Consider the following 23,914-nt stretch of genomic DNA (forward strand, 5'->3'; position numbering starts at 1 on the left):
CCAGGGGAGAGGGGTCACAAAAGTCCTCTCTCCAGCGGAGACTTGCAAAGCTGCGAAGCAGAGGGTTGGGTGAGGGGTCTTTGTTTGTCAAATGCTCTAACACCTGCCCTCTACAACCCCCCCCGCGGGTTCACGTCCACCCGGACCCGCGCCTTCCAACTGCGGTCCAGCGTGGCGAGGAGTTGCGCCAGGCGCGTGTCGTCGCGGGCGCGCAGCAGCAGGTGATAGGGATACACGCCGCGCAGCCGGGCGACCGGACTGGGGGCCGGGCCGAGGACTTCGGCGGCGGTGGCCCCGGCGCCGTGCAGCGCGTCGAAGACTTCCTGGGCCGCGATCTTCGCTTTCTGGGGGTCGCGGGCGGCCACCTCCACCTGCGCCAGCCGGGCGTGGGGGGGATAGCCCAGGGCAGCGCGGGCGCGTTCCTCGGCGGCGGGGTAGGCCAGGGCGTCGCGGCCCTCCACCAGCACCTTGAGCGCGGGGTGGTCGGCCTGGAAGGTCTGCACGACAATCAGGGGCGCGCGGTCGGGGTGCCACTCGGCCAGTTGGCGCAGCAGGCGGTGATACCGCTCGGAGGCGCGGAAGTCCGAGACGTTCAGCCAGGTGTCGGCCAGGGTCACGCCGATCAATGCGAGGTTGGGTGGCGCGTCCTGCGCGAGCAGGAGCTGGGTCCCCACCACCACGCCGCTCTCCCCCGCGTGCAGGGGCGCGAGGTCGTCCTGGCGGTCACGGTCGCAGCGGTAGACCGGGAGGCCGGGGGTGAGCTTGGCCACCTCCGCCGCGATCCATTCCGTGCCGGGGCCTCGCGCCTTCCACATCCGCTCGCCGCACTCGTCGCAGCGGTCGGGGATGGCCTGGTGGTAGCCGCACTGGTGACAGGTGAGCTGGCGGGTTTCCTGGTGGAAGCGCAGCGGCACGTCGCAGTTGCAGCACTGCGGGGTGTGTTCGCAACTCGGGCAGCGCAGCAGGGCGGAATAGCCGCGCCGGGGTGCGAGCAACGCCGCCTGACGCCCGCGCTCCTGCACCTGCCGCAGCAGCCGCGCGAGGTCGTGGCTGAGCGGGTAGCCCAGGTCGCCGGGCGTAAGGTGAACGCTGGAGAGCGGCCCCAGTTCCGGCTGCTCGGGGGGATGGGCGTAGTCCACCACATGCACGCGGGCACGCGGCGGCGGCAGCACCGCGCCCGGCAGCGGCACGCTCTCGGCAGCGGGGGCGCTGCCCACCAGGGCGAGGGCGGCGTCATGCGCGGCGGCCACCCGCGCGGCCACATCCGGGATAAAGGCGTGCGAACCGGCGGGCAGCTTGTAGGCGTCGCTGCCCTCCTCCAGCACGATCACCAACGCGGGGTCCGGGAGCGGCGCGGTCAGGGCCAGGTAACTGCCGATCACCAGCCGCGCCTCGCCCAAACGGATCAGGTTCCAGGCGTGGTCGCGCTGCACCTCCCCCAGAGCGCCGCTGACCTGCACGGCGCGGGTGCCCGCCCCCGCCGCGAGGCCCGACAGCCCCTCCCAGGCGCGGCGCAGGGTGGCGTGGTCGGGGGCGAGGACCAGCACGCCGCGCCCCTGAGAAAGCAGGCGGGCCACGCGCGGCCCGAGCGTCCGGAAGCGCGAGGTGGGCCGCCCGCCATGCAGCCGCCAGGCGGGAGCTTCCGGCAGCCGGTCGGGATCGGAGGTGGTCCAGGGGGGGGCAGGCTCAGGAAGAGGCGGGGGCGGGGCGGGTTCCTGCACCGTATCCGCCCAGCCCCGCGCCGCGAGGCCCGCCGCCAGCGTGGGCGAGAGGGGCACGCCGCCCGCCGCCGCGCCGTTCGCCCAGGCGCTCAGCGACTCCACCGGGCCGTTGTCCCGCAGCCAGGTCCAGGCGGGGGGCGGGGGGGCCTCCTCCGGCACGTACTGCGCCCCGCCCGCGTTCAGCACGTTTGTCACCACCCCGGCGCTCACGCCCGCACCCCGCGCCCAGCCGCTGAGGGTGTCCTGCGGGCCGTGCTGCTCCAGCCACGCCCACGCCACCTGTCCTTTTGGCGTCAGCGAAGGAGCTTCCGGGGCCGCGCGCAGCACGGTCACTGTCCGGGCAGCGGCGGGAACGACGGACAGCGGACGGGCACGCACCATACCCCGCGTGCGCGTGACTGGCCGAAAAGCCTCCTCCAGCAACCCCTGCTCGCGGACCGCGTCCAGCAGGGCCGGGGCAAAGCCCGCCGCATCGGTCCAGGTCGAGGTGGGCACGTGGCGGGCAAAGGCGCCCAGGTCCGCCCCCGGCACCGCCCGCACGCGGTGATCCAGCTTCACGCTCCAGCCCACGCCCAGCAGGTCACCCCACACCAGCCCGGCGGGGAGCCGCGCGTCCCGTGCCCAGGTGGTGATGGCCTGCACGGTCGCGGGAGGCACCCAGGGGCCTTCCTCGTCGTCGAGGAGGTGGACGGCTTCGCGCAGGCGGTGGCTGCCCCGGCCTTCCCCCCCGCCCACCACCAGGGCCACGGTCAGCTCGCCCCGCCAGGGCACCAGCACCCGGCAGCCCACCGGAACCGCGCCCCCGTACCCGTGCGGCGCGGCGTACTCCAGGGCCGGGACCGGGAGCGGCACCACCACCTGCCAGGGGACCGGGGGCCGCGCCGCCGGGGAGGGGGGGGAGGCAGGCGGGGTCACGCGCCCGAAGCTAGCGCACCGGCGCCCGGCCGGGGGGTGGCGCGCGTGCCAAAGTGCCCGGCCTCAGACGCTACCCTGGCCCGCGTGACTGTCACGCCTGCCGCTGCCGCCTCGCCGCCCTCGTCCCCCGTCCGCGCCGGGGTGGGGCTGGCGCTGGTGGCGGCGCTGGCCTTCAGCACGCTGGGCATCTGGGGCAAGCTGGCGGGACAGGTGGGGCTGGACAGCTTCAGCGTGCTGGCGTGGCGCTTCGGGCTGGTCGCGCTGGTGCTGCTGCCGCTCTCGGGCCGGGGGCTGACGTGGCGGCAGCGCGGGCCGCTGCTGGGCGTGGGCCTGCTCTACGCGCTGGCGACCACCTGTTACTTCGGGGCGCTGGAACGCATCACGGCGGGGGCGACGGGCCTGCTGCTGTACCTCGCGCCCGCCTTCGTGATCCTGTTCGCCTGGTTTCTAGGGCGCAGGCCGGACGCGGCAAAGCTGGGCGCCGTCGGGCTGGCCGCGCTGGGCCTGGGGCTGGTCGTCGGGATTCCCGGCGCGGGTGACCGCGACCCCCTGGGCCTCGCGCTGGGGGCGGGCGCGGGGGCGCTGTACGCGGCGTACCTGCTCGCCTCCGAACGCTGGCTGACCGCCGTTCCCCCCCTCGCCTCCACCGGGCACATGGCGCTGGTGGCGGGCCTGTACTTCACGGCGCTCGCCGCCGGAAAAGGCACGCTGCATGTCCCCACCACCGCGGCCCAGTGGGGCGTGATCGCGGGGATGGCCGTGGTCGCCACGCTGGTCGCCGTGCCCGCCCTGTACGGCGCGGTGGCGCGTCTGGGAGCCGCCCGCGCGAGCCTGCTGGGCACCCTGGAGCCGCTCTTTACCGTGCTGCTCGCCTTCCTGATTCTGGCCGAACCGCTGCGGCCCGCCGTGCTGCTGGGTGGGGCCTTCATTCTGGCGGGGGCGGTGCTGGCGCAGCGGCAAAGGGGTTAGGCGTTAGGGATGAGGAGTTAGGGGGAAGTCATGAATCCCGCCGTATTCTGTACTCCGTCTAAAAAGGAGGCTGGATGAGGGTACTCGGTCGGGTGGGACGCGGCTTGCTGTGGGTGGCGCTGCTGGTGCTGGTGCTCGTGCTGGCGGCGGTGGTGTGGCTGAAGGTGACTTCCACGCCGCGCGTGAGCGGGACGGTGACGCTGCCGGGCCTCTCGGGGCCGGTGACGGTCACGCGGGACCAGTGGGGCGTGCCGCATATCCGCGCGCAGACGTCGGACGAGGACGCGATGTACGCGCTGGGCTTCGTTCACGCGCAGGACCGGGCCTGGCAGATGGACTTCCAGCGCCGCGTGTCGCAGGGGCGGCTGGCGGAAGTGCTGGGCGCGGCGGCCCTCCCGCAGGACAGGTTTCTGCGGACCTGGGGCTTTTACCGGGCGGCAGAGTCGGCCCTTCCGGCCCTGTCCGAGCCGTCGCGGCGGATGGTGCGCGCCTATACGGCGGGCGTGAACGCGGGCTTCGCGCAGGGCAAGCTCGCGCCGGAGTTCCGCATCCTGGGCTATGCGCCCGAGCCCTGGACCGACGTGGACTCCATCGCCTGGAGCAAGCTGATGGCCTACGACCTGGGCGGCAACGCGGATGACGAGATTCTGGGCACGCACGTGGTCAAGCGTCTGGGCGAGCCGGGTCTGAACGAGGTGCTGCCCCCTTACCCGCAGAACGCCCCCACCATCCTCAGCCGGGAGGAACTGGGACTGACCGGTCAGGCACCGCGACAGGGGAGCGAGGCCGCCATCCTCCCCGACGCGACCCTGCGTGCTTTACAGGCGCATCTGGACGCCGCCCGCGCCCTGGGGATGGAGCGCGTCCCCGGCAAGGGCAGCAACGACTGGGTGATCGGCGGGAGCCGCACCGCCAGCGGCAAGCCGATCCTGGCCGACGACCCCCACCTCGCCCTCAGCAGCCCGATGCTGTGGTATCTGGCGGACGTGCAGGGGCCGAGGCTCAAAGCCATCGGCGCCACCATTCCCGGCCTGCCCGGCATCGTGATCGGGCGCAACGACCGCGTCGCCTGGGGCGTGACCAACGTGAACCCCGACGTGCAGGACCTCTATATCGAACCGGAAAATGCAAAGCTCACGGAGCGCACCGAGATCATCAAGGTGAAGGGGCAGCCGGACGTGCGCCTCACCGTCCGCGAGAGCGCGCACGGCCCGATCATCAGCGACGTGGGCGCGGGCGAGGTGGGGCCGCGCGTGGCCCTGAAGTGGACGGCGCTACAACCGGGCGACACCACGCTCGACGCCTTCCTGGGCCTGAACTACGCCCGCAATTGGCAGGACTTCGTGACGGCGCTGGAGAAGTACGTGGCGCCCAGCCAGAACTTCGTCTATGCCGACGTGGACGGCAAGACCGGGTATTACGCGCCGGGCCGGGTGCCGATCCGCCAGGGCTGGGACGGTTCGCTGCCGGTGCCGGGGGACGGCAGGCACGAGTGGACGGGGTATATCCCCTTCGCCCGGCTGCCGCATACCTCCAACCCCGCCGATGGGCTGGTCGTCACCGCGAACAACAAGGTCGTGCCCGAGGGGTATCCCTACAACCTCGCCAACATCCGCAACTGGTCCGAACCGTACCGCGCCGAGCGCATCACCGAACTGCTGACGCAGAAGCCGCGCGGGCTGACGGTGGACGACGTGAAACGGGTGCAACTGGACACCGTGAGCCTGGTGTGGCGTGACCTGAAACCCTTCCTGCTCGCCACGCAGCCGGATGGGGACCTCAGCCGCCGGGCGCTGGAGCTGCTGCGCGGCTGGGACGGGAACGAGCGGGCAGGCAGCGTGGAGCCGACCATCTTCGAGGCGTGGCTCCTGGAACTTCAGACGATGGCGCAGGACGAACTGGGGGACGAGACGCGCGTGAACAGCCTCGCCGTGCTGAACCAGCTCCGGGCGAACGGCGAACTGTGCCGCGACGAACGCGACGAAGCCGCCGGACGCCAGGACTGCGCGGGTGAGCTTCAAGCCAGCCTGAAACGCGCCGTGGACCGCCTCGCCGCCCGGCTCGGCCCGGACCCCGGCGGCTGGACCTACGGCAAGGTACATACCGTCGCCAGCAACCACCGCGCCTTCGGGGGCGTGAAGGCCCTCGCCTGGCTCTTCAACCACAGTGCGCCCACAAACGGCGGCACCAACACCGTGAACGTCGCCCGCCCCGACCCCGACACCATGCAGCAGACCACCGGGCCGAGCTACCGCCAGATCATCGACCTCTCGGACCTCAACCGCAGCGTCTACGTGGGCACGCTGGGCCAGAGCGGCAGTCCCTTCGGCAACCACGTCAGCGACCAGCAGAAGCTGTGGGCGGCGGGCGAGTACCTGCCGATGAGCACCGACACGAAGGACTGGGGCAAGACGAACACGCTGACGCTGCGGCCATGAAGAGGCTCTGAGCTTAGACTTACGCAACTGGGAAGAAGAAAGCGTGTGGGACAGTGTTTTCTGCTCCTCCCCCTTGAGGGGGGACTGGTACAGCTCGCACCGCGAGAGGTTGGGACTTGCAAAGCTGCGAAGCAGAGGGGGTGAACGGGCAAAGCATCCCAGCCCCACGTTTTCTCAATTCCCTCGCCCTTCCGCTCCAGAGTTTCGCGTCAGTCCTGAGCTATGAAAAATATGGCGGGGGCCTTGCAATTTGGACCGCCAAAAGAGGAGCTGAAGCGAAAAGCCTCAGCTCCCTCTTTTTGGCTCACGGCTCACTGCCCCTCCCCCTGAAGCGTCAGCACCAGCCGCCGCGCGCCTCCGTCGTCCCGGTGCTCACACAGATAGATGCCCTGCCATGTCCCCAGCGCCAGCCGTCCCTCCCGCACCGGCAGCGTCAGGCTGGGGCCGAGCAGGCTGGCCTTGACGTGGGCGGCCATGTCGTCCGGCCCTTCCAGCGTGTGTTCAAACTCGCGCCACCCGTCCGGCACCAGATGGTCGAAGAACCGCTCGAAGTCGCGCCGCACGTCGGGCGAGGCGTTCTCGTTCAGGGCGAGGCTCGCGGACGTGTGCTGGATGAAGACATGCAGCAGGCCCACCCTCAAGCGCGAGAGTTCCGGGACGGCGGCCACCACCTCCCGCGTGATCAGGTGAAAGCCGCGCGGCAAAGGCCTCAGGTGCAAGTCGTGTTGTGCCCACATGGGGGCAGGGTAGCGGAGAGGCGGGCCTTCACCCCGCCGTTTAACCGGCTTGGGGCAGGCTGAAGGCATGACTTCTTCTGCTCCTCGGCGCTTCGATGCCCGGCGGGCCACGGGCCTGCTCCTGCTGCTGACGGGCAGCACGGTGGGCGGCCTGACCGCGTACTGGCTCACCCCCGACTCGCGGACCGGGCAGGCGTCCAGGCCGCCGCAGGGCCAGGCGCAGGACGCCGCATCCGTGGCCGAGGCCGGATCGGCCAATGGCTGGACGACCGGGAACGACGGGACCACCCCGGACCCCTGGGCCGATCAGGGGAGCGGGCAGGACCCCTGGTCCCCGCCCCGCTTCAGCCAGCAGCCTATGCAGGCCCCGCAGGGCTGGACGCGAGGCTCGTGATGTCCGCTCTGGCTGAAGTGCCCGACCTCACCCTGCGCGCCCTCGGCACCCAGGTCCGGGCGCGCGGCGTGGGGGCCTTCGAGGCGCTGGCCGAAGTGCGGCGGCTGGAGCGCCTCCTCACCCGCTTCGCGCCGTCCCCGCTGACCTGCCTGAACGGGGCGGGCGAACTCCCTGACCCGCCGCCCGAGCTGGTGGAGGCCCTGCGGCACGCGCTGACGGTGGCCCAGGAGACGCGCGGGTGGGTGACTCCCACGGTCCTCCCCGCCCTGGAGGCCGCCGGGTACATGCGCTGGCCGGGGGACGGGCCGGGAGGCGCGGCAGTGCGCGTGCCGGACACGGCGGGGATCATGGTCCGCGAGGACGTGGTCAGCCTGCCGCCGGGCGTGCGTCTGGACCTGGGCGGCACGGCGAAGGGCTGGATCGCCTGGCGGGCCGCCCGCTGCCTGCGCGGAACGGGGCTGGTGGACGCCGGGGGCGACCTGCAACTGAGGCTGGCGAAACCCGCCACACTGGGGATCGAGACGCCCACCGGAACCCCCGCCTACGTGGAATTGCCCGCGGGCGTGCATGGCGTGGCGACGAGCAGCGTCTTGAGGCGGGCCTGGCCGGGCGGCCATCACCTGATCGACCCCCGGCGCGGGCGGAGTGCCCGGACACGCTTCGCCCAGGTGACGGCGGTGGCGGGGGACGTGCGGATCGCGGAAACGCTCGCCAAGCTGGCGCTCCTGGATGCCGGGGAAGTGCTGGAGGCGTGGCTGGACCTTCATCCGGGCGCGCTGCTGCTGGCCTTCGAGGGTGACGGCACGGGCTGGGAATGGCAGCCGGGCGGCTGGGCCAGGTGGGCGGCATGACGCCGCGTCCGGTCCCGGTTAGGGGGGGGAATGCCCTGCTGGACGACCTCGGCAATACACTGCTCACCGCCGCGCTGCTGTTCGTGTTCGCGGGCGCGTATACCCTCTGCTGGCTGCACGTCGGTCCGCACACGCTGGCCTGGACACTGAACCGGGCGACGGGCACGGCGGCCTACCTGCTGCTGACTGTCACCACGGCGACGGGGGCCTTGCTGGGCAGCCGAATTGCGCCGCCCTGGCTCACGCGGGCACAGCAGGGCGGCTGGCATGGCCTGGCCTCCGGGTTCGCGCTCGTGCTGGGGGCGCTGCATGGGCTGTTCCTGACGGTGGACGCGCAATCGCCGCAGGCCCTCGCGCATGTGCTGGTGCCGGGGGCGAGTACGGTCTTGCCCTTCCCGGTCGCACTGGGCACGCTGGGCTGGTACGGACTGCTGCTGGTGGTGGTCAGCACGCGCCTGCGTCCACGCCTGTCCCCCCGCGTCTGGAAGGCCCTGCACCTGACAGCCTACCCGGCGTTCGCGGCCCTCACCCTGCACGGCATGCGGGCGGGAAGCGACCACCTGGGCGGGCTGTACGGGGCAGCGGTGGCGGCCGTCCTCTTCACCTTCGGCCTGCGGCTGCTCGCGGAGCGTCCGGCCCGGCCCGCATAAGGCCGGGGCAACGCTCACCTTCCGGGCTTAGCCTGCTCCCCACGCCATGCGACGCCTTCTCATGCCCGCCCTGTCCACTGTGCTGATGACTGCCGCGCCCGCCGTTGCCCTCTCGTCCGTCACACTGCCGCTGACCGTCCCGCTCGCCGGGGTGCAGCAGGCCGCGAACGCCCGCGTCCCCAGCGAGTTCGCACGGCTGGACGAGACGCGCACCTTCCTGGGTGGCCTGCTGAGCGTGAAGCTGACCGGGACGGTGGCGCGCGCCGGGCACGTCAGCGTGAAGCCGACGCCCGAGGGGGACGCCCTGATCGTGAGCGTGCCGATTCGCGCCGACTTCCGGGCCGAACCCGGGGGACTGGGGTCGTTCCTGACCCGCGAGTTCGGCGGCGCGGCGACCGTCAGCCTGCGCGTCACGCCCTTCGTCACGCCGGATTGGGAGGCGGGGGCGAAGGTGACCGGCGAGTACACCTGGACCGACCCGCTAAGTGTGGAACTCGCGCAGGGGGTCAAGGTCAGCGTGCAGGCCCTGGTAGACGGACAGGTGCGCGCGCAGCTCGACCGGGTGGCGGCGGACGTGGCGAAGGCCGTGCGCGAGGGCGCCAATCTCCGCACGCGGGCGGGGACGCTGTGGGCCCGCGCGCAGCAACCCTGGACCCTGCCCACCCCCGACCCCACCTACGCCCGCGTGACGCCGCGCAGCCTGACCGTCAGCCCCTTCCGCTTCACGCCTGACGCGCTGAAGCTGACGGTGGGGGCGACTTTTGACCTGAACGCCGGACTGGGAAGGGCGCCTGCCGTCCCGCCCACGCCCCTCCCCGCCTTGAAGGTCGCCCCCCCGCCCGCTTCCGGCGTGGACCTGAGTGTTCCGGTGCGTCTCCCCTACCCGGAGCTGTCGCAGGCGGCCACCCGTGCGGCGAGCGAGCGGACTTTCGCGCTGCCGGTGCCCCTCTCACCCACCCTGCGTGTGAACAGCGTGGAGGTCACACCACGCGGCCCGAAGCTGAATGCCGCCATCACCGTCACCGTGTCCGGCCCGCTGGGCCTGAGCGTCCAGGCGACAGCCGACGTGGCGGGCACGCCCACGCTCGACCCGTCGGGCCGCGTCGTCACCCTGAGCGGCGTGACCGTCACCACCCGCCGCGAAGGGCTGGCCGGGCGCGTCATCGGCTGGCTGGCGGACGAACGGGCGCAGGCGTATCTGGCCCGCGCCGCCCGCTTCGACCTGACCTCCCGCCTGGCGGACGCGCAGCGGCAGGTGCAGGCGCGCCTCCCCTTCACGCCCGCGCCGGGGGTGGAGCTGGCCGGGAAGGTCGGCTCCCTGAAGCTCACCGCGCTCAACGTCAATCCGGACGCCCTGGTCGTCACTGCCGCCGCCAGTGGGCAGGTGCAGGCGACGGTGGACGTGGGAAACCTCCACTAGCTCAGCGCCGTCCGAAGGCCGTGCCCCCGCCCGTCGTGGTCGTGGAGGTCGTCGCCGTGCGGCCAACCTCGCCCCCGCGCCCCACCCCAGGGCCTGCACTCTGCACCGGGCCGCCCGTACCAGCAGGCGGCGTGTAGGTCGCGCCCCCGGTCCCCGCGTTCGGGTCGTTGGCGAGGCGGGCGAACTCCTTGGGGTCCACCGCGCGCGCGACTCCCGTGTCGTAGCTGATGATGCGGCGGCGGTAGAGGTTGGCGAGGAAGGCGTCCATCGTGACCATGCCTTCGCGGGCGCCCGTCTGCATCGTGCTGACGATCTGGTAGGTCTTGCCCTCGCGGATCAGGGAACGGACGGCGGGGTTGGCGATCAGCAGTTCGTAGGCCAGCACACGTCCCGGCCCGTCGGCACGCGGGAGGAGCTGCTGCGTCATCACGGCGACGAGGTTGTTTGCCAGTTGGACCCGGATCTGCTCCTGCTGCTCTTCGGGGAACACGTCCACGATGCGGTCGATGGATTCGGGCGCCGAGTTGGTGTGCAGGGTGCCCATCACCAGGTGGCCCGTCTCAGCGGCGGTGACGGCGGCGCGGATGGTTTCGTAGTCGCGCATTTCACCGACCAGGATCACGTCGGGGGCCTGACGCAGCGCGGCCCGCAGCGCGTCCTGAAAGCTGAGGGTATCCGATCCCACCTCGCGCTGGTTCACGATGCTCTGCTTGTGCCCGTGCATGAACTCGATGGGGTCCTCGATGGTCACGATGTGCAGCTTGCGGGTCGCGTTGATGTGGTCGATCATCGCGGCGAGCGTGGTGCTTTTGCCGCTCCCGGTGGGGCCGGTCACCAGCACCAGCCCGCGCGGCGCGCCCGCGATGTCCGTGATGTTCTGCGGCAGGCCCATCTCCTGCGCGCTCCTGATCTGCGTGGGAATCAGGCGCAGCACGCCGCCCACAAAGCCGCGCTGCATAAAGGCGTTCACGCGGAAGCGCGCCTTTTCGCCCAGCGCAAAGGAGAAGTCCAGTTCGCGCTTTTCCTCGAAGATGCGCTGCTGGCGCTCGTTCATCATCGAGTACATCAGCTTGCGCGCCTCGGTGGCGGCGAGCGGCCCGAAGCCGTGCGTCTCGTACACGCCGCTCAGCTTGAACTGGGGAGGCAGGCCCACGGTCAGGATCACGTCGGACGCGCCCTTCTCGGCGGCCAGGCGCAGGATGTCGGTGATATCGGCGGGGGGCTGGGTCATGGACACCTCGGGTGTGGGATGTGGGTTGGAGGTCGTGGAGGACGGGCAGCTTTCAGCGATGCGCTCTGAGCGGGAAGTGAAAGCGTGCGGGGGAGCTTTTGCTCCTCCCCCCTTGCGGGGGACTGGTACAGCTCGCACCGCGAGAGGTTGGGACTCGTAGAGCTGCTTGCAGAGGGGGGTGGCAAGCGCCAGCTTGCCCTCTTCACTTGCCTTGAAAGGGAGGGGCTGAGCCTTCCTACCGCCTCTGACGCCAGGCCCGCTCACCCCCACCCGGCCTCGCCCCTCAAGGGGGAGGAGTAAAAGCCAAACTTCCCTCAGTACACGGTCAACCGGTTTTCTGGTAGCTGGGTGATGAGAAACAAACTGCTAAAGGTCGTTCAGGACAGCGAATACGTTCTCATCGTTCAAGCATCCACCCTGTTTTGATCGCTTGACGATGTACTAGGGGATGACCACAGTGATGAACAGGACTTTTCTCTTTGCCCCTCCCCCTTGCGGGGGGAGGCTGGGTGGGGGTGAGCGGGCCGAGCAATTCAGGAAATAGGTCTGCTCTTGCCTGTGGTCATCCCCTAGTTGCTCGTTACTGCCAGCACCTCCTCCAGCGTGGTCACACCGGCGAGCGCCTTCTCGATGCCGTCCTGGCGCAGGGTTCGCATGCCGCTTTCCTGCATCGCCACGTCCCGGATCTCGGCGGCGGTGTGCCCGGCCCCGATGGCGCGGCGCAGGGGATCGTCGATCACCATCAGCTCGTGGATGCCCATGCGGCCCTTGTAGCCGGTGCCGCCACAGCGGGGGCAGCCGGACCCGCGCATCAGCGTGGCGCCGCGCACCTCGGCCTCGGTCAGGCCCAGGCGGCGGAGCACGTCAGGGTCGGCGTTGGTGGGCTGGCGGCATTCGGTGCAGACGCGGCGCACCAGCCGCTGCGCCAGCACGCCCACCACGGAAGCGGAGATGTTGAAGTGTTCGACGCCCATCTCCGAGAGGCGGGTGATCGCGCCGGGCGCGTCGTTGGTGTGCAAGGTGGCGAGGACCAGGTGACCGGTCAAGGCGGCCTCGGTGGCGATCTTGGCCGTCTCGGTGTCGCGGATCTCGCCCACGAAGATGATGTCGGGGTCCTGGCGCAAAAAGGCGCGCAGGGCGCGGGCGAAGGTCATGCCCGCCGCCGTGTTCACCTGCGACTGCACGATGCCCGGAATCTCGTACTCGATGGGGTCCTCGATGGTGGTGGTGTTCTTTTCCGGGCGGGCGATGCGCTTGAGGGTGGAGAAGCTGGTGAACGACTTGCCCGAACCCGTCGGCCCGGTGATCAGAAAGATGCCGTTGGGCTTTTCGACCACGTCCAGATAGCGCCCGAAGTTGTGTTCGGAAAAGCCGAGCTGCTCGACTTCCGGGATGTTCTCGGCCTTTTGCAGGAGGCGCATCACGGCCTTCTCGCCGTACACGGTGGGCAGGGTCGAGAGGCGCAAGTCGAGGTCGATGCTGCCCTTGCGGAAGCGCACGCGCCCGTCTTGCGGCACGCGCCTTTCCGCGATGTCGAGGTTCCCCATGATCTTGATGCGGGCCAGGATGCTCTGGGCGCTGCCCCTCGGCAGTTCGGGCTGCTCGCGCAGCACGCCGTCCACCCGGTAGCGCACCCGCAGGCTGCTCTCGGTCGGCTCGATGTGGATGTCCGACGCCTCCTGCAAGGCCGCCTCGCGGATCAGGTTGTCCACCACCCGCACGACGGCGTTGTCGTCCAGCCCGGCCGAGAGGTCGAGGTCCTCCTGCTTCCTGGCCTCGCGGGTCTTGCTCTCGGCCACCAGGCGCTGGTTGAGGTTCGCCATGTCCTGGTTGCCGAAGTAACGCTCGATCAGGCGGACGATGTCCTTTTCCGCCATCACGGCCGGGACGATCTCGCGCCCGGTGATCAGCTTGAGGTCGTCCAGCGCGAAGACGTTGCGCGGGTCCTTCATGGCGACGACCAGCCCCTCGCTCTGGAGGCGGACCGGCACCACCACGTAGCGGCGCGCCGTCGCCTCGGGGATCATCAGGGCGACCTGGGGGTCGGGGGGGTTCTGGACGGGGTCGAGGTACTCGTAGCCGAGCTGGGCGGCCAGCGAGCGGGCCAGCATCTCGGGGCTGAGCTTGCCCGACTGCACCAGGGTGTCTTCGAGGCGGCCCCCGCCCGCGTTCTGCTTCTGGAGGGCGGCGTCGATCTCCTCGGCCCCGGCGAAGCCCAGCTCCACGATCACCTCGCCCAGCGGCTTGACCTTGCCGCCGCGCGCCTGGACCTGGAGGGCTTCGCGCAGTTGCGCGCGCGACAGCGTGCCCTGCTGGACCATCTGCTCGCCCAGCCGCCCCCGCTGCGGGTAATACCGCTCGATCAGCGCCTCCACGTCGCGCGGCCGGGCGAGAACCAGTTGCACCGGCCGCCCGATCAGGGCCTCGACCTCGTCGCGGCGGCGCGGGTCGCTGGCCACGACCGTCACGCCCTGCGCCGTCTCGTCCACCGGCACCGCCGTCAGGCGCAGCGCGTCGGCGCGCAGCAGGCTGCCCAGCACGTCTTCGCCGGGGTGGAAGTCACGGGGATTGCGCAGGTACACCGTGCCCGCCTGCTCGGCCAGCACCTCGTAGAGCTGGTCCTCGCTGAGGACGCCCTGCGTGACCAGGGTGCTGCCCAGGGCCTCGCCGGTCTGCTGCTGCACATCGAGCGCGACCTGGAGCTGGGCGTCGGTCAGGAGGCCCCGGCTGATCAGGCGCTGCCCCAGCTTGCCGCCACCCGGCGTGCCCCCGGACGCGCCCTCGGGCGGCACCGGCGTCAGGCCGAGTTCGGGATAATACGTGGCGATGGACCACTGCACCTGATCGCGCAGCGCCTGGTACGGCTCGATATTCAGGCCGCTGTCGTCCTCCAGAGCCTCCAGCGCCAGGGTGGACAGGGGGTCGACCAGCGCCACCCGCAGGGTCTGGCCCTCCAGCGCGAAGGGAAAGGCCTGCATCTGCTGCGCCGTCTCGGGGCGGATCGCCGCCAGCGCCGCCCCCTCCGGCGTCACCACCAGCAGGTTCACCAGCGGGATGCCCAGCGCTTCTTCGATGGCGCGGGCGATGCGTTTCTCGCCCACCTGCCCCGAGTCGATCAGGATGTCCGCCAGGCGGCCCCCCACCTCGGCGTGGCGCACCAGCGCCTTTTGCAGGTCCGTGTCGGTCACGTACCCCTGTTCGAGCAGAATCGCGCCCAGGCGCCGGTCAGCAATCGAGAGTGCCACGTTTCTCCTTCATCTCTCCAGGCCCCTCCTCAGGGCTTCCAGTCGTGTCCGTAACGTTTCAGCACCGCGCGTTCCAGCCTGCGGGTCACGCGGGTGTGCGGCAGGGCATTGACCGCCAGGGGCCGCACCAGGATGGTGTGCATCCCCGACAGATTGCCGCCCAGCACGTCGGTAAAGAGCTGGTCCCCCACCATCCCGACCTGCCAGGCGGGCAGGCCCAGCGCCCCCAGCGCCCGCCGGAACGCGCGCGGATTGGGTTTCCCGGCCATGCCCACCCCCTCGAAGCCGAGTTTCTCGACCCAGAAGCGTGCCCGCTGCCCGGTGGCGTTGCTGAGCAGGTACAGCCGGATGCCCCCCCGGCGCAGGTCCGCCGCCCAGCCCATCACGTCCGCGCGTTCCTCGTAGCTGCCGTAGGGGATCAGCGTGTTGTCGAGGTCGAGCAGCAGCCCGCGCAGCCCGCGCGCGGCCAGGAACTCGGGCGTGATGTCGCGGATATGGTCGATCAGGTCGCGGGGGCGCAGCAGGCTCATGCCTCACCTCCCCGGACATCTGAGCTGGGGGGGAGGCCGACCACGGCCCACATCCGCCCGGTCTGGCCCGCGTCACGGCGGTAGGAATAGAAATCCGGCTCGGTGGAGCAGCGCCCACTCACCCAGAGGTGTTCGGGCCGCAGGCCCGCCGCCAGCAGCACGGCGCGGTTCGCCCCCGCGAGGTCGAGGTGAGGCCCCTCCTCCCGCTCCAGCACGAACGCCCCCAGCCCCGCTTCCCGAAAGCTGCGCGCCACGTCCGGCCCCACCGGGTACCGCTCGCCGCAGATGCCAGGGCCGACGGCCGCGCGGATGTGGGCGGGAGAGGCGCCGCGTTCGACCATCGCCTCCACCGTGCGCGCCGCGATGCGGCCCAGCGTGCCGCGCCAGCCCGCGTGCGCCGCGCCGACCACGCCCGCTTCCAGGTCGGCCAGCAGCACCGGGTAGCAGTCCGCCGTCCCGATGGCGAGCAGCAGGCCCGGTTCGGTGGTCACCAGCGCGTCCCCCTCCTGCACGCCGGGCCGCGCCTCCCGCACGTCGGTGCCGTGAAGCTGGTTCAGCCGGGCGATGCGCGCGGCCTCGAAGCCCAGCGCGGCGGCCACCCGGCGGCGGTTCTCGGTGACGGCCTGCGGGTCGTCCTCGCGGTCGTCGAGGTTCAGGCCCGCGTAGGCACCTGCCGATACGCCCCCCGCGCGCGTCGTGAACGCATGCGGGACGGTCAGCACGGGCGAACGCAGGAGCATCAGGGCGTCAGTATCGCTTGGCATCTCTCACGAGATTCTGACGGGTCAATCCCCCGGCGGGGGCAGCGGGAGATGAGGGCGGGGGAGCTGAAGCCGTGGCCCCGCGCTTCCGCCCCCGCACGCCCTTTTACACCCGCTTCAGCGCCACCCCCCGCCGGACTGCTACAGTCGCCCGCATGAGCGTGACCGTAGACCTGTCCGACAAGACCGCCCTGGTGATGGGCGTCGCCAATGCCCGCAGCCTGGGCTGGGCCATCGCGGAGCAGCTTCTCGGGGCGGGGTGCCGCGTGGGCTTTTCGTACCAGGGCGAGCGGCTGCAATCCGAGCTGGAGAAGCTGACCGCCGGGCAGGAGGGCACCTGGATTCAGCAGGCCGACGCGACCAGCGAGGAAGACCTGACCGCCCTCTTCGCCCGCGTCCGGGACGAGTTCGGCCACCTGGATTACCTCGTCCACTCTATCGCCTTCGCGCCGCGCGCCGCGATGGACGGGAGATTCATCGACACCACCGAGGCCGACTGGAACACGGCGCTGAATGTCAGCGCGTACACCCTGGTCAGCATCGCCCGGCACGCCGAGCCGCTCCTGCGGGGGGGCGGAGCCGTCGTGAGCCTCACCTACCACGCCTCGCAGCAGGTGGTGCCCAAATACAATGTGATGGGCGTGGCGAAGGCGGCGCTGGAGGCGGCCACCCGCTACCTCGCCTCGGAGCTGGGGGCGCAGGGCGTGCGCGTGAACACCATCAGCGCCGGGCCGATGCGGACCATCGCCGCTCGCTCGATCCCCGGCTTCGGCACGATGTACGAGAAGGCCGCGCAGAGTGCGCCGCTGGGCCGCAACGCCACCCCCGAGGAGGTCGGCAAGCTGGCCCTCTTCCTGCTCTCGGACCTGGGCAGCGGCATCACCGGGCAGACGGTGTACGTGGACGCCGGGGCGAGCATCATGAGCATGAAGGTGGAGTGAGGGAGGCAGGACGCGGTGCGCAGGAAAAGACTATAGCCTTCCCGCGCACCGCGTCCTGGGCACCGCGCACTTTCCCCCCGCTATCATCCCCCCATGACCTCCACGCCCACCGCGCTCGTGCTGCTCACCGCCCAGCGGCATCATCTGGAGGCGTTGCCGCACGAGCAGGCGGTGTCGCGGGCCTGGCAGGCGCGGGTGCAGGCGGCGCGGGCGGCGGGACACCTGATCGTGCATGTGCAGTGGGAGGGGGAGCCGGGCACACCGGGCGAAACCTTTTCGCGCGGGTGGGTGCTGCATCCCGACTTCCGCGCGGAGGCGACCGACCTGCCGGTGCGGGCGACCGCGCCGGATGCCTTCGCGGGGTCCGGGCTGGACGCGGCGCTGCGGAGTCGCGGCGTGCGCGAACTGCACCTGCTGGCGCTGCCGGGGAGCGAGGTGCGGCCCGAGACGGCGCAGACGGCCCGCGAACTGGGGTACCGGGTGGACGTGCTGGAAGACCTGCCGGAACCGCTCCGCGCCACCTGAGCGGCCCCGCTGGGCCACCTGTCTAGAGTTTCGGTCCACTCCGCCTCCAGAAGAGAGGCCGGGTCATGCCACGCCGACCCGCGCTGACACGCCGTTTTCTGGCGTCGCCCCGGCAAGGAGCCTTCCAGGCGTTTTTGGAAACTGCTTTAAACTCTAGGGTGGAAGGCAGAGCGCGCGCTACAGTGGCCACGTGACGTGGCTGAAGCCGGTGAGCATCGATGGAGACGCGCAGGCGGCGTATGGCGAGTTTCTGCGTGACCTGGAGGCCCGGCTTCTGGACCCGCAGACGGACCGTTCCGCGCTGGCCCGCGAAGTGCTGGCCCAGGCCATGTACGGGCGCGAGTACGGACAGCTCCTCGCGGACGCGCCGCTGGCCGCCCTGAACCTCGACGCGCGCAACGTGACTTTCGAGGCCGAGTACTACATGGCGACCGACCCCGAGAAGTTCGCGCCGGTCAAGCCGCTGCTGTGGCTGTGGAAGAACCTCGACCTGACGCCCATCGGGCAGAATCCGGTGCTGGGGATTCCGGTCCGGCGCGTGCTGGCCGAACGGATTTTCAGGCGGGTGGGGCGCAACTTCAAGTGCTGGCAGAACGTGGAATTCAGCGTCGGCTACAACATGGAGGTCGGGAACGACGTGGTCGTCCACCGCTACGTGCTGCTGGACGATATCGGCGGGATCGAGCTTCAGGATGGCGCCTCGGTCAGCGACTACGTGAACATCTACAGCCACACCCATTCGGTGCTCGACGGCCCGGACGTGACCCTGCGCCGCACGGTGATCGGGCGGGGCGCGCGGATCACCTATCACTCGACCGTCCTAGCCGGAAGCGTCATCAGTGACGACGGGATGCTCGCCACCCACGCCCTGCTGCGCGGGGACATCCCGCCGCACGGCATCGCGATGGGCGTGCCCGCGAAGGTCACGCGCTACAAGCTGCGCGAGCCGCAGGCCTACAGCGTGGACGCCCGCACCCATCCGCACGACCCGGGCCGCAAGGCCAACCCGGCCTACCCCGAGCCCACCCCCAACCAGACCCGCAAGCCCACCCTGGAAGAGACGGGCGAGAGCTGAGCCGGGCTTGACCGGGCCGCCTGCCCCCCTCCCCCTCACCGCCGGGGCCTTCCGCGAGGCCATGTGGGACCGGCTGGCGGGGACGCGGGCCGTGAGCTACCCGCTGCCCCCGCACGGCCACCACCCCAACTTCGTCCGGGCAAGGGACGCGGCGCGGCAGTTGCTGGCACACCCGGAGGTGGCGGGGCGGCGTGTGTTGATCGTCGGGCCGGAGCGCGTCCTGCTGCCGCTGCGCAAACTTGCGCTGGACGCGGGCCTCACCCTCTACGTGCCGCACCAGAAAAAGGAAGGCTGGTACTGGCGGCTCACGGACCCGGCGGGCGCACAGCTCAGCCGCATGGCGGCGGTGGGCGAACCGCGCCTCCAGCCCGAGGGGGCGCAGGCCGCCGTCCTCGCCTGCGTCACCGTGGACCGTCAGGGCGGGCGGCTGGGCAAGGGCTACGGCTGGGGGGCGCGGGGCCTGAACCTGGGCCTGCCCGAGTACACGCTGGCGCACCCGCTGATGCTGGTCGAGCGTCTCGCCTGCCCGGCCGATTCGCAAGTACGGCTGATCGGCACGCCGGGCGGGGTGATCGAGCCGGAATCGCCCGCCGAAAGAGCTTAGACTGAGTCCATGACCAAGCGCAGCAAGGTGTTCGTGCCCGCCGTCGTGACGGTGGCGACCGTCGGCGTGGCTGCCGGGGCGGCCTATGTGGCGCGCAGCCGCAAGGACGACGTGAAGGAGTTCTTCGTCGCGCAGGTGCTCGAACGGCCCGCCGGGCGCATGAGCTACACCGATCTGGCGCAGGGCCTGGAACGCGGCGGCACCTTCCTGGCCCAGCGTGCTGCCCGCGCCGCCGACACGGACGCGAACCGGGCCGTCCTCACGCACATCATCGGGATCGAACGCTGGGGGCAGAACCGGCTGCGGGTGGCCCTGGGGCAGCGCAAGTTCGAGCGCGACGAGCATCACCCCTACAAGCCGGGGGCGGGCGCGACCCTGCGCGAGCTTCAGGACCTGCTCTCGCAGACGCGGGCGCAGACGGTGGACCTCGCCCGCGGGCTGCACGCCCATCCCCCGCAGGACGACCTGACGGTGGAACACAACGGCCTGGGGCCGCTCACGCCCAAAGCCTGGCTGCGTTATCTGACCCAGCACGCCGACCTGGAAAGCCGCAAACTGCGCGGGGCGAAGGAACACAAGGCGCTGGGCGAGTAGCCCGCCGCGGTCCCACGCATGAGCCTGCCCTCTCTTCTCACCATCGGGTACGAAGGGGCCGATCTGGACGCCTTTCTGGAGACGCTGACCCGGCACGGCGTCACGCTGCTGGTGGACACCCGCGAGCGGGCCCAGAGCCGCCGCCGGGGCTACAGCAAGACGGCGCTGGGGGCGGCCCTGAAGGAACGCGGCATCGGCTACGTGCATCTGCGCGCGCTCGGCACGCCGCCCAGCCTCCGCAAGGACTACCGCCTCAGCCACGATTTCGCCCTGCTGGAACGCGGCTATCACGCGCACCTCGCCACGCAGGGGGACGCGCTGGAAGAACTCGGCGCGCTCGCCGCGCGGGAGCGGGCCTGCCTGCTGTGCTACGAGGCCAATCCCGCCGAATGCCACCGCTCGCTGATCGCGCAGCGGCTCCAGCGGCTCGGCCTGGTGGGCGAGGTGGGGCACCTGCACGTGCCAGCGCGGCCTTGACGTTCTCTTGAGGGCTTCCCCATACCGTGACCGATGCACCGTTCTGGCCGGGGGGGAACGGGTCGAATGGGCCATGTCGACTTTGCCCGGCCGGGGGTGCCCATGACACCCAACCTGACCTCGAACATGACCTCCAGGCCGTACCGCGAACACAGCACCGAATCGCTGCTGTCGCCTGCCGAGCGCGGCGTGATGGGCGTGCTGGGGCTGGCGGCACTGACGCTGAGCCTGCGCGGCAACGCGCTGGAACGGCTGCTGCTGGGCGCCGTGGGCGTGGGGCTGGCGGGCATGGCCGCCACCGGCACCAATCCGCTGGCGACCGCCCTCAAGATTCGCCAGAACGAGGAGGGCGACACGCTGGTGAGTGACGCGATCACCATCGGCCAGCCCCCCGAGCAGCTCTATGCGATCTGGCGCGACCTGACGAACCTGCCCCTGCTGATGCGGCACCTGAAAGCCGTGGAACTCCTCGACGAACGGCGCTCGCGCTGGACGGTGCCGGGGCCGGTCGGTGACGTGAGCTGGGAAGCCGAACTCACCGCCGACGAGCCGGGCCGCCGCATCGCCTGGCGTTCACTGCCGGGAGCGAGCATCCAGAACAGCGGTGAGGTCCTCTTCCTCCCGGCCCCTGGCGACCGGGGCACCGAGATCCGGGTCAACCTGGCCTATCACGCGCCCGGGGGCACCACCGGCGCGGTGATCGCCCGTCTCACCGGGCAGGAGCCGTCGCAGCAGCTCCGCGACGATCTGCTGCGCTTCAAGCGCGAGCAGGAACTGGGCTTCGCCCCCACCACCCAGGGGCAGAGCAGCGGGCGGGCCGCCCAGAACGGCCACTACCGGCAAGCACAGGATCACGCTCCCCGGACAGCGGGCGAGGCGGGGAGGAACGCATGAAGGCCGTCGTCTGGCAGCACACCAACAAGATGGGCGTCGAGCGCGTCCCCGACCCCACGCTGCTTCTCTCCACCGACGCCATCGTGCGCGTCACCTCCACCGCGATCTGCGGCTCGGACCTGCACCTGCTCGACGGGTACATCCCCGGTATGGAACGGGGCGACATCGTCGGCCACGAGTTCATGGGCGAGGTGGTGGAGGTCGGCCGGGACGTGCGGCGGGTCCGGGTGGGCGACCGGGTGGTGGTGCCCTTCAACCTGGCCTGCGGGGTGTGCGATCCCTGCCGCCGGGGCTTATTTAGCGCCTGCGACAACTCCAATCCCGCCCCCAACGCCCGCACGGTGGAGGCCCTGTACGGGGCGATGAGCCCCAGCGGCCTCTTCGGGTACACGCACCTGTTCGGGGGGTACGCGGGCGGTCAGGCACAGTTCGTGCGGGTGCCCTTCGCGGACGTGGGCTGCTTCAAGATCGAATCCGACCTGCGCGACGAGCAGGTGCTGTTCCTGACTGACATCTTCCCCACCGGCTACCAGGCGGCCGAACAGTGCGGCATCGTCCCGGGGCGCGACGTGGTCGCCGTGTTCGGCGCGGGGCCGGTCGGGCAGTTCGCCGCCCGCAGCGCGCTGATGCTCGGCGCGGCGCACGTGATCGTGGTGGACCGGGTGCCCGAACGTCTCAGCATGGCCGAGGCCGCGGGCTGTCAGACCATCAACTACGAGAAAGAAGACGTGCTGGTCGCCCTGCGCGACGCCACCGGCGGGCGTGGCCCCGACCACGTGATCGACGCCGTCGGGCTGGAAGCGCACGGACACGGCCCCGGAGCACTGCTCGACACCGCCGAGCAGAAGATGCGGATGAGTTTCGACCGCATCACGGCGGTGCGCTGGGCCATCCTGAGCTGCGCCAAGGGCGGCACCGTCAGCATGGCGGGCGTATACGCCGGGCTGGTGGACAAGTTCCCGCTGGGGGCGGCCTTCGGCAAGGGCCTGGTGTTCCGCATGGGCCAGACCCATACCCACCGCTACGTCATCCCGCTGCTGGAGCGCATCGAGGCGGGCCAGATCGACCCCAGCTTCGTGATCACCCACCGCGCCTCCCTCGACGAAGCCCCGGAACTCTACAAGACCTTCCGCGACAAGAAGGACGGCTGCATCAAAGTCGTGCTCGATCCCTGGGGACAGCCCGGCCAGGTTCACAAGGTCTGAGCGACCGGGAGGAAGCAGGCGGGCCTGGGCGCTCGCCTGCTTTCTGCTGAAGGCACCGGCAAAAGCAGCCAGGCCATGAAGCAGCAAAACTGTAAGAGGCCGTTCCCTAGAGTCCAGGGCATGAGCGTCTTGCAGGCACTACTGGGAGTCATGGTGAAGTCGGGGGCCAGCGATATTCACCTGCGGGCCGGGAGTGCCCCCGCCGCCCGCGTGAACGGGAACATCGTGCGCTTCGGTGAGGACCGCCTGACGCATCAGCATGTCGAGGCCTTCGCCCGCGAGATGATGGCCCGGCCCGGCCTGTGGGAAGAATTCGCCACCCGCCGCGACGCCGATTTCGCTTACGGCGTGCCGGGTGTCGCCCGCTTCCGCGTGAACGCCTACTACCAGCGCGGCACGGTGGGCCTGATCATGCGCGTGATCGAGGACAAACCGATTCCCAGCTTCGCGGAACTGGGCCTGCCCGCCCCCACCTTCGAGGCCCTGGCCGCCCACGAGCGCGGGCTGGTGCTGGTGACCGGCCCGACCGGCTCCGGCAAGACCACGACCCTGGCCTCCATCCTCGACCACATCAATGCCACCAGCCCGGTCAACATCGTCACGCTGGAAGACCCCATCGAAATCCTGCACCGCGACAAGCAGGCGCTGGTGTCGCAGCGCGAACTGGGCACCGACACCCTCAGCTTCGCGGCGGGCCTGCGCGCGGCCATGCGCCAGGACCCCGACGTGATCCTGATCGGCGAGATGCGCGACAAGGAGACGGTGGAAGCCGCCCTCTCCGCCGCGCAGACCGGTCACCTGGTCTTCTCCACCCTGCACACCCTCGACGCCATCCGCACCGTGAACCGCATCATCGACTTCTTCGCGCCGCACGAACGCGACCAGATTCGCTTAGGTCTGTCGGAGAGCCTGGTGGGCGTGGTCAGCCAGCGGCTCCTGCCGCGCCAAGGCGGTGGCCGGGTGCTGGGTATGGAAATCCTGCTGGGCACCCCCACCGTCCGCGACTGTATCAAGGACGCGAACCGCACCGAGGAAATCAAGCAGGCCCTTCAGGAAGGCGGCCTGCGCGGCATGCACACCTTCGACCAGCACCTCGCCGAGCTGGTGCAGTCCGGCCTGATGACCGAGGAGGACGCCCTGCAAGCCGCCACCAGCCCCCACGAACTGAAGCTGGCGCTGATGAGTCGGCAGTTCGCGTAGGGAGAGGGGCGAGCAGCAGTCTTTTCTTGAGCAGGCCCCCACACAGTAAGGGGAGGTGCTGTCGTGCCGGGAAGAGGCGCGTCGAATGCAGCCATGACAACGGCGCAGATGAAACCAGAGGAACGGCTGGTGGCGGGCTTTGTCGGGGTGTTCGTGGCAACCTTCGCCCTGGTGTACGGCGGCCCCATTCAGAAGTGGATCATGGGCAGCGTCGGCGTGGGGATTGTCGCGGTCGCGCTGCTGGGGCGGAATCCGTTGGGGGGTGGGAGGAAAGGGTAGGGGGGCCTGATGCCGGAAGAGGAGAAGAAAGTTGGACGGGCCGCACCCAAAGGCACTTCAGACGGCAGGGCCATTTACGACGCTCTAACCGCGATGGAAGGCCCCTTCGAGCGGGAGCAGCCCGCTATGCAGGAGCGCCCGGAGTTGCTGGACGTGCCGGACAAAGACAGCGCAGACAGTCCTGCAAGTCAAGACGCTCAGGCTCTTGCCGACGCTTACCGGGACTCTGCGGCTGAGATGATGGCCGATCCTCTTTTT

At 70.6% G+C, this 23,914-nt stretch carries 23 protein-coding genes (1 of these 23 only partly in view); 17 read left to right on the forward strand and 6 right to left on the reverse strand.

The window, feature by feature from the left end; genetic code table 11:
- Nucleotides 1-110: 110 nt before the first annotated feature.
- Nucleotides 111-2,636 (reverse strand): replication restart helicase PriA, encoded by a 2,526-nt coding sequence (priA, locus tag E5F05_RS19760; protein ID WP_129120353.1) that lies wholly within the window; start codon nt 2,634-2,636, stop codon nt 111-113.
- An 84-nt stretch (nt 2,637-2,720) separates the two neighbouring features.
- Between priA and E5F05_RS19765 the strand changes: the two genes are divergently transcribed.
- Both E5F05_RS19765 and E5F05_RS19770 read left to right on the forward strand, forming a co-directional pair.
- The gene (locus E5F05_RS19765; RefSeq protein WP_129120354.1) at nt 2,721-3,605 is read left to right on the forward strand and encodes a DMT family transporter; all 885 of its coding nucleotides are present in this window, start codon (nt 2,721-2,723) and stop codon (nt 3,603-3,605) included.
- Nucleotides 3,606-3,679: 74 nt separating this feature from the next.
- The gene (locus E5F05_RS19770) at nt 3,680-6,043 is read left to right on the forward strand and encodes a penicillin acylase family protein (protein ID WP_129120355.1); all 2,364 of its coding nucleotides are present in this window, start codon (nt 3,680-3,682) and stop codon (nt 6,041-6,043) included.
- 311 nt (nt 6,044-6,354) lie between these two features.
- Here E5F05_RS19770 and E5F05_RS19775 read toward each other — a convergent pair whose 3' ends face one another.
- Nucleotides 6,355-6,780, reverse strand: a complete 426-nt coding sequence (locus E5F05_RS19775) for a secondary thiamine-phosphate synthase enzyme YjbQ (RefSeq protein ID WP_164973566.1) — start codon at nt 6,778-6,780, stop codon at nt 6,355-6,357.
- A 67-nt stretch (nt 6,781-6,847) separates the two neighbouring features.
- On the opposite strand from E5F05_RS19775, the gene E5F05_RS19780 reads away from it, so the two are divergent.
- Genes E5F05_RS19780 through E5F05_RS19795 form a run of 4 tightly spaced genes read left to right on the forward strand, consistent with a single transcriptional unit; the run spans nt 6,848 to nt 10,095 of the window.
- Nucleotides 6,848-7,174 carry a hypothetical protein gene (locus E5F05_RS19780; protein WP_129120357.1) on the forward strand — a complete coding sequence of 109 codons (327 nt, stop codon included), beginning with the start codon at nt 6,848-6,850 and terminating at the stop codon, nt 7,172-7,174.
- Nucleotides 7,174-8,025, forward strand: a complete 852-nt coding sequence (locus E5F05_RS19785; protein WP_129120358.1) for an FAD:protein FMN transferase — start codon at nt 7,174-7,176, stop codon at nt 8,023-8,025. Before E5F05_RS19780 ends, E5F05_RS19785 begins: the two co-directional genes overlap by 1 nt.
- Nucleotides 8,022-8,675, forward strand: a complete 654-nt coding sequence (locus tag E5F05_RS19790; protein WP_164973567.1) for a ferric reductase-like transmembrane domain-containing protein — start codon at nt 8,022-8,024, stop codon at nt 8,673-8,675. Before E5F05_RS19785 ends, E5F05_RS19790 begins: the two co-directional genes overlap by 4 nt.
- 46 nt (nt 8,676-8,721) lie before the next feature.
- A complete protein-coding gene (locus E5F05_RS19795) occupies nt 8,722-10,095 on the forward strand; it encodes a DUF4403 family protein (RefSeq protein WP_164973568.1) in 1,374 nt (457 codons plus the stop codon).
- Nucleotide 10,096: 1 nt separating this feature from the next.
- Here the strand turns inward: E5F05_RS19795 and E5F05_RS19800 are convergent, their stop codons facing one another.
- The 4 genes from E5F05_RS19800 to pgeF all read right to left on the reverse strand — a co-directional run bounded on the left by E5F05_RS19800 (nt 10,097) and on the right by pgeF (nt 15,865).
- Nucleotides 10,097-11,326, reverse strand: a complete 1,230-nt coding sequence (locus E5F05_RS19800; RefSeq protein WP_129120360.1) for a type IV pilus twitching motility protein PilT — start codon at nt 11,324-11,326, stop codon at nt 10,097-10,099.
- 569 nt (nt 11,327-11,895) lie between these two features.
- Nucleotides 11,896-14,571, reverse strand: coding sequence for a type II/IV secretion system protein (locus E5F05_RS19805; RefSeq protein WP_129120361.1), 2,676 nt, complete (start codon nt 14,569-14,571; stop codon nt 11,896-11,898).
- A gap of 29 nt (nt 14,572-14,600) precedes the next feature.
- Nucleotides 14,601-15,101 carry a YqeG family HAD IIIA-type phosphatase gene (locus tag E5F05_RS19810; protein ID WP_129120362.1) on the reverse strand — a complete coding sequence of 167 codons (501 nt, stop codon included), beginning with the start codon at nt 15,099-15,101 and terminating at the stop codon, nt 14,601-14,603.
- Entirely contained in the window at nt 15,098-15,865 is a 768-nt protein-coding gene (gene pgeF / locus E5F05_RS19815; protein WP_129120363.1) for a peptidoglycan editing factor PgeF, read from the reverse strand. The genes E5F05_RS19810 and pgeF overlap by 4 nt, the downstream gene beginning before the upstream one ends.
- A 152-nt stretch (nt 15,866-16,017) precedes the next feature.
- On the opposite strand from pgeF, the gene E5F05_RS19820 reads away from it, so the two are divergent.
- The 11 genes from E5F05_RS19820 to E5F05_RS19870 form a co-directional block, all read left to right on the forward strand.
- Complete coding sequence (locus tag E5F05_RS19820; RefSeq protein WP_129120364.1) at nt 16,018-16,803, forward strand: enoyl-ACP reductase FabI; 786 nt, start codon at nt 16,018-16,020, stop codon at nt 16,801-16,803.
- Nucleotides 16,804-16,896: 93 nt separating this feature from the next.
- Nucleotides 16,897-17,328, forward strand: coding sequence for an isochorismatase family protein (locus tag E5F05_RS19825; RefSeq protein WP_129120365.1), 432 nt, complete (start codon nt 16,897-16,899; stop codon nt 17,326-17,328).
- 190 nt (nt 17,329-17,518) lie between these two features.
- Nucleotides 17,519-18,403 (forward strand): acyltransferase, encoded by an 885-nt coding sequence (locus tag E5F05_RS19830; RefSeq protein WP_164973569.1) that lies wholly within the window; start codon nt 17,519-17,521, stop codon nt 18,401-18,403.
- A gap of 7 nt (nt 18,404-18,410) precedes the next feature.
- Entirely contained in the window at nt 18,411-19,007 is a 597-nt protein-coding gene (locus tag E5F05_RS19835) for a 5-formyltetrahydrofolate cyclo-ligase (protein WP_241687244.1), read from the forward strand.
- 9 nt (nt 19,008-19,016) lie between these two features.
- Complete coding sequence (locus tag E5F05_RS19840; protein ID WP_129120366.1) at nt 19,017-19,601, forward strand: DinB family protein; 585 nt, start codon at nt 19,017-19,019, stop codon at nt 19,599-19,601.
- Nucleotides 19,602-19,619: 18 nt separating this feature from the next.
- On the forward strand, nt 19,620-20,078 hold the full coding sequence (locus tag E5F05_RS19845) for a DUF488 domain-containing protein (protein ID WP_129120367.1): 459 nt from the start codon (nt 19,620-19,622) through the stop codon (nt 20,076-20,078).
- 102 nt (nt 20,079-20,180) lie between these two features.
- Nucleotides 20,181-20,972, forward strand: a complete 792-nt coding sequence (locus E5F05_RS19850; protein WP_241687245.1) for an SRPBCC family protein — start codon at nt 20,181-20,183, stop codon at nt 20,970-20,972.
- A complete protein-coding gene (locus E5F05_RS19855; RefSeq protein ID WP_129120369.1) occupies nt 20,969-22,177 on the forward strand; it encodes a zinc-dependent alcohol dehydrogenase in 1,209 nt (402 codons plus the stop codon). Before E5F05_RS19850 ends, E5F05_RS19855 begins: the two co-directional genes overlap by 4 nt.
- 120 nt (nt 22,178-22,297) lie before the next feature.
- Nucleotides 22,298-23,377, forward strand: a complete 1,080-nt coding sequence (locus E5F05_RS19860; RefSeq protein ID WP_129120370.1) for a type IV pilus twitching motility protein PilT — start codon at nt 22,298-22,300, stop codon at nt 23,375-23,377.
- Nucleotides 23,378-23,470: 93 nt separating this feature from the next.
- Complete coding sequence (locus tag E5F05_RS19865) at nt 23,471-23,656, forward strand: hypothetical protein (protein ID WP_129120371.1); 186 nt, start codon at nt 23,471-23,473, stop codon at nt 23,654-23,656.
- A 9-nt stretch (nt 23,657-23,665) separates the two neighbouring features.
- Nucleotides 23,666-23,914: the 5' portion of a hypothetical protein gene (locus tag E5F05_RS19870; RefSeq protein WP_129120372.1), read on the forward strand. The gene runs 57 nt beyond the window's last position; the window shows 249 of its 306 coding nt (coding positions 1-249); it begins with the start codon at nt 23,666-23,668; its stop codon lies off the right edge, out of view.

The sequence above is a fragment of the Deinococcus metallilatus genome, from assembly GCF_004758605.1.
Lineage (GTDB): Bacteria > Deinococcota > Deinococci > Deinococcales > Deinococcaceae > Deinococcus > Deinococcus metallilatus.

Coding starts and splice junctions, on each gene's coding strand:
- E5F05_RS19800 (WP_129120360.1), bottom strand. CDS start 11,326: ATGACCCAGCCCCCCGCCGATATCACCGACATCCTGCGCCTGGCCGCC.
- E5F05_RS19795 (WP_164973568.1), top strand. CDS start 8,722: ATGCGACGCCTTCTCATGCCCGCCCTGTCCACTGTGCTGATGACTGCC.
- E5F05_RS19775 (WP_164973566.1), bottom strand. CDS start 6,780: ATGTGGGCACAACACGACTTGCACCTGAGGCCTTTGCCGCGCGGCTTT.
- E5F05_RS19770 (WP_129120355.1), top strand. CDS start 3,680: ATGAGGGTACTCGGTCGGGTGGGACGCGGCTTGCTGTGGGTGGCGCTG.
- E5F05_RS19825 (WP_129120365.1), top strand. CDS start 16,897: ATGACCTCCACGCCCACCGCGCTCGTGCTGCTCACCGCCCAGCGGCAT.
- E5F05_RS19840 (WP_129120366.1), top strand. CDS start 19,017: ATGACCAAGCGCAGCAAGGTGTTCGTGCCCGCCGTCGTGACGGTGGCG.
- E5F05_RS19860 (WP_129120370.1), top strand. CDS start 22,298: ATGAGCGTCTTGCAGGCACTACTGGGAGTCATGGTGAAGTCGGGGGCC.
- E5F05_RS19850 (WP_241687245.1), top strand. CDS start 20,181: ATGACACCCAACCTGACCTCGAACATGACCTCCAGGCCGTACCGCGAA.
- E5F05_RS19785 (WP_129120358.1), top strand. CDS start 7,174: ATGTCCGCTCTGGCTGAAGTGCCCGACCTCACCCTGCGCGCCCTCGGC.
- E5F05_RS19845 (WP_129120367.1), top strand. CDS start 19,620: ATGAGCCTGCCCTCTCTTCTCACCATCGGGTACGAAGGGGCCGATCTG.
- E5F05_RS19780 (WP_129120357.1), top strand. CDS start 6,848: ATGACTTCTTCTGCTCCTCGGCGCTTCGATGCCCGGCGGGCCACGGGC.
- E5F05_RS19790 (WP_164973567.1), top strand. CDS start 8,022: ATGACGCCGCGTCCGGTCCCGGTTAGGGGGGGGAATGCCCTGCTGGAC.
- pgeF (WP_129120363.1), bottom strand. CDS start 15,865: ATGCCAAGCGATACTGACGCCCTGATGCTCCTGCGTTCGCCCGTGCTG.
- E5F05_RS19810 (WP_129120362.1), bottom strand. CDS start 15,101: ATGAGCCTGCTGCGCCCCCGCGACCTGATCGACCATATCCGCGACATC.
- E5F05_RS19865 (WP_129120371.1), top strand. CDS start 23,471: ATGACAACGGCGCAGATGAAACCAGAGGAACGGCTGGTGGCGGGCTTT.
- E5F05_RS19820 (WP_129120364.1), top strand. CDS start 16,018: ATGAGCGTGACCGTAGACCTGTCCGACAAGACCGCCCTGGTGATGGGC.
- E5F05_RS19855 (WP_129120369.1), top strand. CDS start 20,969: ATGAAGGCCGTCGTCTGGCAGCACACCAACAAGATGGGCGTCGAGCGC.